The sequence below is a fragment of the Enterovibrio calviensis DSM 14347 genome (genome assembly GCF_000621165.1).
In the GTDB taxonomy this organism is placed as follows: Bacteria; Pseudomonadota; Gammaproteobacteria; order Enterobacterales; family Vibrionaceae; genus Enterovibrio; species Enterovibrio calviensis.
On sequence record NZ_KK211217.1, the window covers coordinates 72,133 to 83,772 of the forward strand.

10 protein-coding genes are annotated in these 11,640 nt (G+C 46.1%); 5 read left to right on the forward strand and 5 right to left on the reverse strand.

The genetic code is table 11. The features are described from left to right. Nucleotides 1–40: 40 nt before the first annotated feature. From Q365_RS26910 to Q365_RS26530, 4 genes are all read right to left on the reverse strand, one after another. Complete coding sequence (locus Q365_RS26910; protein WP_051563825.1) at nt 41–469, reverse strand: hypothetical protein; 429 nt, start codon at nt 467–469, stop codon at nt 41–43. Nucleotides 470–657: 188 nt separating this feature from the next. Further along, entirely contained in the window at nt 658–1,554 is an 897-nt protein-coding gene (secF, locus tag Q365_RS0118510; RefSeq protein ID WP_028024734.1) for a protein translocase subunit SecF, read from the reverse strand. Nucleotides 1,555–1,556: 2 nt separating this feature from the next. Continuing rightward, a complete protein-coding gene (gene secD / locus Q365_RS0118515; RefSeq protein WP_028024735.1) occupies nt 1,557–3,371 on the reverse strand; it encodes a protein translocase subunit SecD in 1,815 nt (604 codons plus the stop codon). A 158-nt stretch (nt 3,372–3,529) separates the two neighbouring features. After that, on the reverse strand, nt 3,530–4,123 hold the full coding sequence (locus tag Q365_RS26530; RefSeq protein ID WP_245621577.1) for a hypothetical protein: 594 nt from the start codon (nt 4,121–4,123) through the stop codon (nt 3,530–3,532). Nucleotides 4,124–4,240: 117 nt separating this feature from the next. Here Q365_RS26530 and ligA point away from each other — a divergent pair, with 117 nt between their 5' ends. The 4 genes from ligA (at nt 4,241) to Q365_RS0118540 (ending at nt 9,493) form a co-directional block, all read left to right on the forward strand. Next, nucleotides 4,241–6,253 (forward strand): NAD-dependent DNA ligase LigA, encoded by a 2,013-nt coding sequence (gene ligA, locus Q365_RS0118525; protein ID WP_028024736.1) that lies wholly within the window; start codon nt 4,241–4,243, stop codon nt 6,251–6,253. Nucleotides 6,254–6,776: 523 nt separating this feature from the next. Further along, on the forward strand, nt 6,777–8,123 hold the full coding sequence (locus Q365_RS0118530) for a multidrug transporter (RefSeq protein ID WP_028024737.1): 1,347 nt from the start codon (nt 6,777–6,779) through the stop codon (nt 8,121–8,123). 249 nt (nt 8,124–8,372) lie between these two features. Continuing rightward, nucleotides 8,373–8,558, forward strand: a complete 186-nt coding sequence (locus Q365_RS0118535; protein ID WP_028024738.1) for a hypothetical protein — start codon at nt 8,373–8,375, stop codon at nt 8,556–8,558. Between the two features lie 221 nt (nt 8,559–8,779). Then, nucleotides 8,780–9,493 (forward strand): YccT family protein, encoded by a 714-nt coding sequence (locus tag Q365_RS0118540; protein ID WP_028024739.1) that lies wholly within the window; start codon nt 8,780–8,782, stop codon nt 9,491–9,493. Between the two features lie 78 nt (nt 9,494–9,571). Here Q365_RS0118540 and Q365_RS0118545 read toward each other — a convergent pair whose 3' ends face one another. Beyond that, entirely contained in the window at nt 9,572–9,760 is a 189-nt protein-coding gene (locus Q365_RS0118545; protein ID WP_028024740.1) for a hypothetical protein, read from the reverse strand. A 258-nt stretch (nt 9,761–10,018) separates the two neighbouring features. Between Q365_RS0118545 and gltX the strand changes: the two genes are divergently transcribed. Next, complete coding sequence (gene gltX / locus Q365_RS0118550) at nt 10,019–11,440, forward strand: glutamate--tRNA ligase (RefSeq protein WP_028024741.1); 1,422 nt, start codon at nt 10,019–10,021, stop codon at nt 11,438–11,440. The last annotated feature ends 200 nt before the right edge of the window (nt 11,441–11,640 follow it).

Consider the following 11,640-nt stretch of genomic DNA (forward strand, 5'->3'; position numbering starts at 1 on the left):
AAATATAAAAACGTCTGGCATGTGCCAGTTTTTAATGTGTTTATTCTTTAAAAACGCAAAACGTGAGGTGCAATCGCCGGGGGGGCGGAATGGGTTCTATGGTCTTTGGAACAAATGTTGATGTCGATAGCAGCCAAGCAAGAATGGCAAACGCTAGCACCCACATGGTGAATGTCGCCGACTCCCAAGTAGACGATGACAACTGAACAAGGTTTTCAGAGAGCTCGCAATGACCGGCCGATGTTGGGTTGGCTTGATTGGTCATTGGCTGGGAAGTTAGGTTAGATGCCTGAGAAGTACTTTGGGTTGATGACGCGCCGTCGATAGATAGAACGGGGCTATTGATACCGCAAACATTGAACAACCCTGCGTTTTGCGACAGACACACAAACACCACCCACCATACCAAGGTAAGTGCCCACTGCGCGCGTGTGCTGGGTGTTGTTGAGGGTTTGATTTGTCGTAACATCTAAAGCTCTGTGTTATCGAATCTGTCGTTTATCTCTCTATTGAACACGGTTGGACGCAGATTGGGAATGTTTGTTCAGTATTTTTTTATAAAAACATCTAAATCCAAAAAGTTGCATGAGGTAAAAAGCTGTCAGGCCCAAAAAATTGGGCCTGACAGGTGGAACGAAACTTGTTGATGAATCGCTTCTATGGCGTATCAGACACTGGCGCCGTTGCGTAGTGTTGAGGGCCAAGATGCGTCACTTCAGGAATGATGGTGGCGACTGTCATGGTTGACCATGTGCCCGCAACGATACCGATGAACATGGTGATGGAGAATCCGTACAGTGGCTCTCCGCCGAGCAACCAAAGCGAGCCCACAGAAATCAGCGTGGTACCCGATGTGATCAAGGTACGCGACAAGGTAGAAACAATGGCGCGGTTGTTCAATTCAGCAATCGGCAGACTGACGTTCGCTTTCAACAGTTCGCGAATGCGATCCGAAATGATGATGGAGTCATTGAGTGAGTAACCCAATACTGCCAACAATGCTGCTAACACGGTGAGGTTGAATTCCATTCCAGTGATGGAGAAGAAACCTAGCAGCAAGACCACGTCATGAACCAAGGCCAGTAATGCACCTGAAGCCAGTCGCCATTCGAAACGCATGCTTAAGTAGCCAAGGATCACCAACAGCGTAATCAATACTGCTAATCCCCCTTGCTCTGCGAGTTCTTGCCCCACTTGTGGGCCAACCAAACTGACGTTGAGCATTTCAACGTTGTCTGAAAAACCACTGAGTAGCGTTTTGATTTCAGGCTGATCGCTTAGCGTCTCAGGTGCGGCATAACGAAGTACCCACTGACCTGGGTCACCGGCTTCTACCACCGACACGGGTTGGTTTAATGCGGTTTCTAAGTGAGATTGGATCTCTTTGGCTGTCAGGGTTTTATCCAGTCTGACTTCACTGATCATACCGCCCGTGAAATCGAGCCCGTAGTTCAAGCCTTTCGTGGCGAGTGTGAAAATGGAAATCAGCATCACCACGCAAGAGATGATGCTGCCTGCGTGGCGCAATTTGGTCATATTTTTCATTGTCATCATGGTTATACCCTCACATCACGGCGCGCATCTTTACCCCAAAATAGGTTAATCACCGCGCGAGAAGCGAAAATACCCGTGAACATGCTGGTCAATAGACCTAGCCCCAATGTGAGGGCGAAGCCCTGAATCGGACCATTACCGATTGCGTACAAGGTTGCGGCGGAAATTAGCGTGGTGATGTTTGAGTCCAAAATGGTGGCAAACGCACTGCTAAAGCCAAGATCGATTGATTGCGCGAAGCTTCGTCCTTCCCGCATTTTTTCTTTTATTCGCTCGAAGATAAGCACGTTGGTATCAACGGCCATACCGATGGTGAGAACCAGACCCGCAATACCCGGAAGCGTCAGAACGGCCCCTGGCAGTAATGCGATAAGACCTAGCAACATCACCATGTTGATGACAAGAGCAAGGTTCGCCACCCAACCCAGTTTGCGATACCACACCGCCATGAACAACAAGGTCAAACCCATGCCAAGAGCCAGCGCCGCGAAACCGTTTTGAATGTTTTCAGCGCCCAAAGAAGGGCCAATGGTGCGTTCTTCAACAATGGTGACCGGCGCAGTCAGTGAGCCTGCGCGCAGCAATAGCGCCAAGTCTTGGGCTTCATCAAGTTGGCCGACACCCGTAATGCGAAAGCGATTACCCAGTTGAGATTGAATCGTCGCAATGCTGATGATGGTGTTGGTTTGCTCGACATTGCCTTTGCTATCGCGGCTGTATTCGCTATAAGCCGTGCCCATTGGGTCGCCGATGTGCTTCGCCGAGTAATCTGACATCATTTTGCCGCCAGAGGCATCCAGTGAAATGTTCACTTCTGGCGTGCCCATTTCGCCCATTCCAGCTCGCGCATCCACAATGTGTTCGCCAGAAAGAATCGGTTTACGGCTCACGTAAACAGGGGCACCTTTGTCATCGGGGATCATCATTGAGCCCGGTGTCGGTGATGTTTTCACTTCATAGAAAGCCAAACTTGCCGTTGCGCCGATAACATTTTTTGCCGCAGCTGGGTCTTGAACGCCTGGCAATTCAATGCGAATGCGGTGCTCTCCTTGACGTTGAACGGCCGCTTCAGTGATCCCCAATTCTTCGATGCGGCTGCGCATGGTTTGCAGGTTTTGTTGAACAGTCAGGTTGGTCAGTGTTTGTTTTTCAGCCTCTTTCAAGCGGACTGACAAGCCCAAATCACCTTCACCTTGCACATTCCATTGCGGGAATTGCTCGCGAATATATTGTCGCACGGCACTTTGCGCCTCATCAGAGGGCGCATTTACCACGAAACCATCGGTGCTGGACTGGTGAACACGTAAGCCACGAATGCGGCTTTCGCGGGCAAAGGTTTTGACGGATTCTGCTGCCTGATCGGCGTGAGAGCGGAATACCTGCTGCATATCCACATCGAGCAGGAACTGCACACCACCACGTAAATCTAGTCCAAGCTTGATGGGTTTAAAGCCCATTTCAAGCAACCAACTTGGCGCGGCGGGTACCATACCGAGGGTGACAATGTCATCTTTGTTCGAGAACTCCGTCAGGATACCTTTGGTTTTGTTCTGATCGGCGGCATCTTGCAGAACAACGGTGGTGCTGTTGCCTTTTTGGTCAATGCGTTTTATGTCGATACTGTGAGCATCTAACTGATGTTTGAGGGTGACAGGGGCAGCGCCATTGTCTTTATGCTTGATGAAAACTGCGGCTTCTTCACCAAACCAAGAAGGGAGGGCGCTGAGAAGCATAATAATGATGGTCGTAACAAGAACGACGTATTTCCATGCTGGATAATGGTTCAGCACGGTCTTTCGTTTCGATTTTAACTGCATAGCAATCGTCTCACTGGCAACAGGCCAGCAACTTTGTCTTATACCAATCAGATTGGTATTCATTCATGACACGTAGAGACCCGCCAATACGACAAGTTCGCGTATGACTAAGTTTTCAAACGTGCAAAAGCGGTGAGCGAGGCGCTCAAACAAAAGAATTAAGACGTGGCGTCAGATTGGCTAGCAAACCGATAGAGAAGGTTGGATTCCTTCCATCCTGAAATCCGATGGGAAGAAGGTAGGGCTCTTAGCGTCCAATCGTGCCAATAACGCGAAGAAACATACACATGGTGCAATCGAGAGGGAATGCTTGAAGGTTCAAAATCGAAAACGAGTTCGTAGTTTGGTTCCGCATTGTGCAATCTCTCGGGTAAGAAAGAGCCATTTCGAAGCGTGGATGCTAAATCGGGCGCGATGGATTTTGCGGGAGCGCGATGTTCTAGATGAGCATCGTTTTGTGATTGTGAGGTATCTTGCTGATGTTGGTGTTGGTGAGTCGCGGGAGACAGAACAACGCGCGAAAGATCTGAAGCGGCTGTTTGTTGGTCAAAAGATGTTGATGCACTAGCGGAAAAACAGACGAGCAGAAAACTGAGCAAAACGCCCAATAGACTTCGTTGTTTATTCCAAGAACGGCACATACAAGGACTCACCCATAAATTCGGTTTCATATTACTGGCGAGGACGGCTTTCAACAAGCAATGAATGCGGCTTTCTGCGGGATACTGTGATTGGTGAATCTTGTTCATCATCGATGAATTTCGACACGGCTTAACTGCAACGAACGTAAGCTTGAGGTTATACTAGCGCCTTATTCTATTTATCCTTTACTCGCAGTTTGAGTGAAGAAGACTGACTGGGCTGAATTGATGACCTCGGATATCCAACAACAATTGCAAGCGCTGAAAGAGCAGCTTAATTATCATGGCCACCTTTACTATGTAGAAGACAAACCAGAGCTTCCTGATGCAGAGTATGACCGTTTGATGCAGCAATTGCTGGCGATAGAGTCAGAACATCCTGAATTGGCTTCTGCAGATTCTCCAAGTCAACGCGTTGGAGGAAAGCCGTTAAGTGCGTTTGTTCAAGTGCGTCACGAAATCCCAATGCTATCGCTTGATAATGCGTTTGATGATGACGAGCTAAAAGCCTTCGAAAAGCGCATGAAAGACAGATTGAACGACACTTCTGATTTTACGTATAGCTGCGAGCCAAAATTGGATGGCCTTGCTGTCAGTTTGATGTATGAAAATGGCATTCTCGTTCAAGCGGCAACCCGTGGTGATGGGGCAACAGGTGAGAACATCACGCACAATGCCCGTACGATCCGCAACGTTCCATTACAACTTCAAGGCTCAGGCTGGCCGGCACGTTTAGAAGTGCGCGGCGAAGTGTTTATGCTCAAAGATGGCTTCGATAAGCTGAATGAGAAAAACCTAAAAAAAGGTGAAAAAGCCTTCGCCAACCCCCGAAATGCCGCGGCTGGCAGCCTTCGTCAGCTAGATCCAAAGATTACTGCAACCCGTCCTCTCCGCTTTTATGCCTATTCGGTGGGTGTTATGTCTGAAGCGTTCGGCGATTCGCATATTGGCCGTTTAGAGCAGCTTCGTCAGTGGGGCATCCCACTTAGCCCTGAAGTGAAGAAAGTGAATAGCCTAGACAATGTGATTGCTTACTACCAAGACATCATGGAACGCCGTAACACTCTGCCATATGAAATTGACGGTGTTGTGATTAAAGTCGATGCTATTGCAACGCAAGAACAACTGGGCTTTGTTGCTCGCGCGCCGCGCTGGGCCATTGCTTATAAGTTCCCAGCTCAAGAAGAAATCACCACGCTTTTGGATGTTGAGTTCCAGGTAGGCCGAACCGGTGCCATTACGCCTGTTGCCAAGCTTGATCCAGTCTTCGTCGGTGGTGTGACGGTATCTAATGCCACGCTGCACAACGCAGATGAAATCGCCCGTTTAGGCGTCAAAATTGGCGACACTGTGATTATTCGTCGCGCTGGCGATGTTATTCCGCAAATAGTGAATGTGGTTGAAACCAGAAGACCTGACGACGCAAGAGACGTTGTGTTCCCAGCGGCTTGCCCTGTGTGTCATTCACACGTGGAACGCATTGAAGGTGAAGCTGTTGCCCGTTGTTCGGGAGGTTTGATTTGCCGCGCGCAACGTAAAGAAGCCATCAAGCATTTCTCATCGCGTAAAGCGCTCGATGTTGACGGCTTGGGCGATAAAATCGTTGAGCAACTGATTGATAAAGAGCTGGTTCAAGCCCCTGCGGACTTGTTCAAGTTGTCTGCAGGTAAAATCACCATGCTTGAGCGCATGGGGCCGAAATCAGCACAGAACTTGGTGGAGTCATTGAACAAAGCGAAAGAAACGACGCTGCCACGCTTTATCTACTCGTTGGGCATTCGAGAAGTGGGTGAAGCCACGGCGGCGAATCTAGCGAACCATTTCTTTACACTTGAAGCGATTCGAGAAGCCACAGAAGAAAAGTTGATAGAAGTTCAAGATGTCGGCGTCATCGTCGCTAAGCATGTGTCGTCGTTCTTTAGTGAAGAGCGTAATAAGGAAGCCATTGATGCGCTAGTGGAGGCTGGTATTCATTGGCCTGAAATAGCAGCGCGCGATGAGAATGTTTCACTGCCGCTTGAGGGCAAAGTGGTCGTGTTAACAGGAACCTTGTCGCAAATGTCTCGAGGTGATGCCAAAGCAGCACTTCAAGCGCTAGGTGCAAAAGTCACAGGAAGTGTGTCTGCGAAAACAGATTTGCTTATTGCTGGCGAAGCCGCGGGCTCAAAATTGACCAAGGCACAAGAGTTAGGAATCGATATTCTTGATGAAGATGGAATGATGGCGCTAATTTCTGGCTAATTTAAACATTCATAGACGTGATAAAACGCCAGCTTATGCTGGCGTTTTTTTATGTGTCTTAGGTCAGTTGCGATCCAGATCTAATATTTCACGAAGAGAATTATGGTGCCAAATTAACCAATTGTTGGATGTTTTATGAGAATAATTATATGTGATCTTGATCGCTGTGATTTTTAATCAATATTTTTCTCAGTATAGAAATGAATGTAACTATATGAAATTAATAAATTTATATTTTTAGTTTTATTGTTTTATATGAATAAGAGATCCTGATCACGAAGTGGTAGGGAACTTTGCACCTAGTCATATTTTTTTAACAACAAATAAAGTTCTCGTTGATGTTTTTTTGTGTGGAAGTAGGCTGATTACATCGATTGAGGGAGAGTTCAATCGGTTTCTAAAATTCTAAAGCGATAAGGTTTACGTCGTTTTAGAAGTGCAAATAATCTGATCATTGTTTTCGGCGGCCAACCTTTAAAACAGTGAGATGGCATTTAGATATCCCTTTTAGGAGTTATTTTCCATGGAAAAAATGTTTAAGGTTTCAGCTATTGCAGCAGCAACTTTCGCGGCATTAGCAGCAACCCCTGTAGTTGCTCAAGACAACTTAGGTTCAGCTTACACCGGTCAAGTTTCAGAGTTTTTTGCTGATTCGACTATCAGCGGTAACCTTAACCTTTGGATGCGTGCGCGTGACCGTGGCGGTGTAGATGCTGATGGTAACAACACCGAAAAAGAAACGAACCTGAACCATGGCAGCATGTTTGTTAACTTGGGTTTTAACTCAGGTTATGTAGCAGATACTGTTGGTGCCGATGTTGTGATCTACAGCACTTGGGACATGTGGAACGACGGCGGTACCGGTCACGAAATGAACTTCTTGGATTGTAATGGCCCGAATTCTTCGGACTGTTATGCTAACCCAGAAAAAGGTGGAGTTTCTTTTGCTACGGCTGCGGCCAAGTTTAAATTTGGCGACAACGTTCGTGCAAAACTAGGTTACTTCCAGCCTTCAGTGCCTAGCGGTTTGGGTGTTAACTGGTCATTTGCTCCAGGTACTTACCGTGGTGGTGAAATCGGTGCTTCGTTTGCTGGTGTTGACCTTGGATTCGTCGTGGCAGACGAGTACAAAGCACCATGGTTCACAAATACCGATGCATTCATTGGTCAAGATGGCGGTGAAGAGACGTTGTTCTCTCTTGGCGCGCGCTACACGCTAGGTAGTGGCATTGGTCTTGACGGTGCTTTTTCTAAACTGGATGAGCGATCTACTGCTCACTTTAAAGTGAAAGGCACAACTGACGGCGGCTTCTACTGGTCTCCACAGCTGTACGTTGTAAAAGATGACAATCAGTATGATGACGGCGATACAGGCTACCAATTCGCTTTCTTGTCTAGCTACTCTGCAGGTCAATATAGCTACCGTGCTGAAGCAACTTATACATCAGCAGAAGAAGATGGCAACTGGTTTGCTTATCGCCCAACTGCTGGCTACGGCGGTTCAAACGGTGCGTATGAAGTATGGTGGAACAACCGTTCTGACTTCAACCACCATGGTGAACTAGCTGTATTCGGTTCTGTTGCTCGTGATTTCTCTGATATTGGCGGTGAAGGTTTCAGTGCTGGTCTAAGCGCAGCATATGGCACTGGCGCTGGTGTAGATGGATATAAAGATCTGACTGAGTATGCATACAGCGCATTCGCTAACTATGCGATTCAAAATGGTGCTTTGACTGGCGCAACTGTAGCCTTCCACTACACCAACTACTACAACGATTCAGATGCACCTGACTGGGCTGTTTACGGAAACGCATTCCAAGACGAGACTGACTTTAAACTTATCGTTGCTATCCCATTTAACGTTAAATAATGTTGTTGGGCATGCAGGCAAAACTAAGCGTGTGATTGCTTGCTAGAACACAGTAAATTGAAAGCCCTTGATTTTGGTCAAGGGCTTTTTTATCTGCCTTAATATCTACTTTGTTACTAAGTATATTTATTTGGACGCGAATCGTTTTTTTAGTGGTACATTAATTTCCATTAAAAAATAATGAGATATTGGTCGCATTTAATTTTGTCGTCCTATACTCCAATAGACACAACATTGGAGGAATGTCACATGAAAAAAAGAACTTTGATTGCAGTTGTATTCACTGGACTTGCTTTTGTTCCTGGACTCGCGTTCGCCACTGGTGGAGTTTCTGCAGTGCCAATTTATCGATGCGTTGTTGATGATAACAACATTGATTCCACGTATGTGCCAGCATATGTTTGCCGCAACATGAACGGTAAAGTGATACTTTAGCGATGTCTTAAGTATCGGTTGTATGAAATCGGGGTAACTTGCCCCGGTTATTTCTGTCTGCAGTGAATGCTTGGATTTCTGATTTAAACCTCTTACATACCAGCCTCAATGTGAGTTAATACATAATTCTCCGCCCAACTAACACTGTTCTATTTTCTTTTTCATGAAACACGTGTATTAGTATTTGCGCCTTATCGCGTAGTTTTTTCATGGAGGGCTGTATGAAACAGGTTTTGAAATCAGTACTAGTATTGGGAGCGTTAGTTCCATTTTTCGCTAGTGCGGCAGTTAATGTGAAGCTCCACAAAGATGTAGAAGCGATAATTGTTAATGGTGAAGAGTTACCCATGTTGGTTATGGGGCAGAGCCAATTCTCAATGGAAAACGGAACCAACCAATTGGTTATCCGTCTGTCTAAGTTGATTGCGACAGGTTCAGAGTTCGAAAAATTCAAATCAGACCCGTTGGTGGTGACTTTTACATCCGAAAACACAGACATTTTGATCGAATCTTCGCGCCAAATTGATCGAGAAGCTCAGGTAAAAGACTTTAAACAGTCGCCTGCTTTTACTTTGACTGACCAGTCGGGAAATTCAGTTTCTTCTCAACAAGATGTTCTTCCCCAAACACCTGGATTTTTGCGGGACTATGAAAAAGAGCTTGCTAAGTTTAATGCTAAGCAGGGAATTACCCTTGGTGTAACTTCGCAAACAGCTTCTGTTGTTGCACAAGCCCCTAACGAAAAAGTGTCGGAAATCAATCCAGTACCCGTTGAGCAAATGATGGTTTCACCTCAAAAAAACACGTCCATTCAACGAGTTAATGGTGTTTCATCAGAGAATTCAATCATTTTGTTACAGGCAGACTTTTTGCGAATGAGCCCAGATCAGCAGAAGCACTTTTTACAGTGGGCAGTAAAAAATGTTCGCTCTTAATACTTTCTATTGATCGACGACGTATAAAATAAGAACGCCCTTGGGCGTTCTTTTTTGTTTCGGCTAGAGGCAATATCTCTAAAGAACGATTTTGCCATCACCATAACGGCAAAGCAGGGAAGGCATTTCATTGGTAGAGCCGTCACTGTATTCACAAGTGACTAGAGGACCCGCTTCCGTTGCTCCTGATGCGCCATTGGCTAACACTGAAAAGCTTGCTGCAGAAGTGAAACCTGACGCGGCGATAATAAGTAGTAGTTTTTTCATCAGTATCTCTCCTAATTGTTTGCTATGTCCTTCACACTTATGTTAGGAGTCATTTACATTTTTTGTTAAAAAATAAGATCTAAATCTTATTTTAGATACTAAGTGGTTGTGGTTTTAATATTTACATAGCTTTCAACTGTCGCATCTTACTTCTCCATAAAGTCTAACGTTGTTCAGGCGTAAGACTCCGCTTACAATAGTGTCTTTACGGAGCTCACTCCGCATCACTCAAATTTTGCCAAACGTAATAGGATTAACATGAGCGTTAAAACACGTTTTGCTCCAAGCCCAACAGGTTTCTTGCATGTAGGCGGTGCTCGCACTGCACTTTATTCATGGCTTTACGCTAAACATACTGGCGGGGAGTTTGTCCTTCGTATCGAAGACACTGATATTGAGCGTTCTACTCAAGAAGCAATCGATGCGATCATTGAAGGGATGGAGTGGCTAGGTCTAGATTGGGATGAAGGTCCGTACTATCAAACCAAGCGTTTCGATCGCTATAACGAAGTGGTTGATCAGCTATTAGCTGAAGACAAAGCCTACAAATGCTATGCACCAAAAGAACTTCTCGATGAGATTCGTGAAGAGCAAATGGCTGCAGGTGTTAAGCCACGATACGATGCTAGCCATCCACGCGTGATCGCTGCAAATGCTGACGCAACAGAAAGCTCTCCTTTCTGTATTCGTTTCCGCAACCCTAAAGAAGGGACTGTGGCGTTTGACGATAAAATTCGTGGCCGGATTGAGATTGCTAACAGCGAACTCGATGACCTAATTATTCGCCGTACTGATGGCAGTCCAACCTATAACTTCTGTGTAGTTATTGACGATTGGGATATGGGCATCACCCAGGTTGTTCGCGGTGAAGATCATATCAACAACACGCCTCGCCAAATCAATATCTATAAAGCCATTGGTGCTGCAGTGCCCGAGTTTGCGCATTGCTCAATGATTTTGGGTGACGACGGCGCGAAACTGTCGAAGCGTCACGGCGCAGTGAGTGTGATGCAATATCGTGATGAAGGTTACTTGCCGCAAGCGTTGCTGAACTACTTGGTGCGTTTAGGTTGGTCTCATGGCGATCAAGAAATTTTCTCTTTAGAAGAAATGATTAGTTTGTTTAGCCTTGAGTCGGTAAGCAAGTCAGCGTCAGCATTCAATACAGACAAGCTTCTTTGGTTGAACAACCACTACATTAAGACAGCAGAACCTGAGTACGTTGCCAAATATCTTCAATGGCACCTTGATGCCAAAGGCATTTCGACTGAAAACGGCCCAGCAATCACAGACGTGATTAAGTTGGTTGGTGAGCGTTGCAACTCTTTGATCGAGTTGGCTGAGCAATGTCGATACTTCTACCAAGATTTCGAAGAGTTTGAAGCGGGTGCAGCGAAGAAACATCTTCGCCCTGTTGCAAAAGAAGCCCTTGAATTGGCACTTCTTAAAGTTAAAGCGCTGGATGTGTGGACGGTTGAAAACCTGCACGCTGTTATCGCTGATACGTGCAGTGAACTCGACCTTGGCATGGGCAAAGTTGGCATGCCACTTCGGGTTGCAGTTACTGGCCAAGGGCAGTCGCCATCTGTTGATGCTGTAATGGTATTGGTTGGACAAGCGCGAGTTGTTGCTCGTATCGAACAAGCGTTAGCATTTATTGCTCAACGTGAAGCGCAATAAGCCACGAAACTCCTCTTAAGGACATCTGCTAACTGAAAGCCCCTCGTAGACATTACGAGGGGCTTTTTTTGTTCAAACCTCGAAACCGATGACGTTCCGCTGCTAGCTCAATTCTCAACCTTCCGCTCGAAAGAAATATGCGTATCAGCTCACTTTAAATCATTTAGGTTTTGGCTTTTGGTGTTTATATCTTTCTGGGA

Bases quoted from the DNA above. Each gene is read 5' to 3' on its own strand.
- secF (WP_028024734.1), bottom strand. From the start codon at position 1,554: ATGATGACAATGAAAAATATGACCAAATTGCGCCACGCAGGCAGCATC.
- secD (WP_028024735.1), bottom strand. From the start codon at position 3,371: ATGCAGTTAAAATCGAAACGAAAGACCGTGCTGAACCATTATCCAGCA.
- ligA (WP_028024736.1), top strand. From the start codon at position 4,241: ATGACCTCGGATATCCAACAACAATTGCAAGCGCTGAAAGAGCAGCTT.
- Q365_RS0118540 (WP_028024739.1), top strand. From the start codon at position 8,780: ATGAAACAGGTTTTGAAATCAGTACTAGTATTGGGAGCGTTAGTTCCA.
- Q365_RS26530 (WP_245621577.1), bottom strand. From the start codon at position 4,123: ATGATGAACAAGATTCACCAATCACAGTATCCCGCAGAAAGCCGCATT.
- gltX (WP_028024741.1), top strand. From the start codon at position 10,019: ATGAGCGTTAAAACACGTTTTGCTCCAAGCCCAACAGGTTTCTTGCAT.
- Q365_RS0118545 (WP_028024740.1), bottom strand. From the start codon at position 9,760: ATGAAAAAACTACTACTTATTATCGCCGCGTCAGGTTTCACTTCTGCA.
- Q365_RS0118530 (WP_028024737.1), top strand. From the start codon at position 6,777: ATGGAAAAAATGTTTAAGGTTTCAGCTATTGCAGCAGCAACTTTCGCG.
- Q365_RS0118535 (WP_028024738.1), top strand. From the start codon at position 8,373: ATGAAAAAAAGAACTTTGATTGCAGTTGTATTCACTGGACTTGCTTTT.
- Q365_RS26910 (WP_051563825.1), bottom strand. From the start codon at position 469: ATGTTACGACAAATCAAACCCTCAACAACACCCAGCACACGCGCGCAG.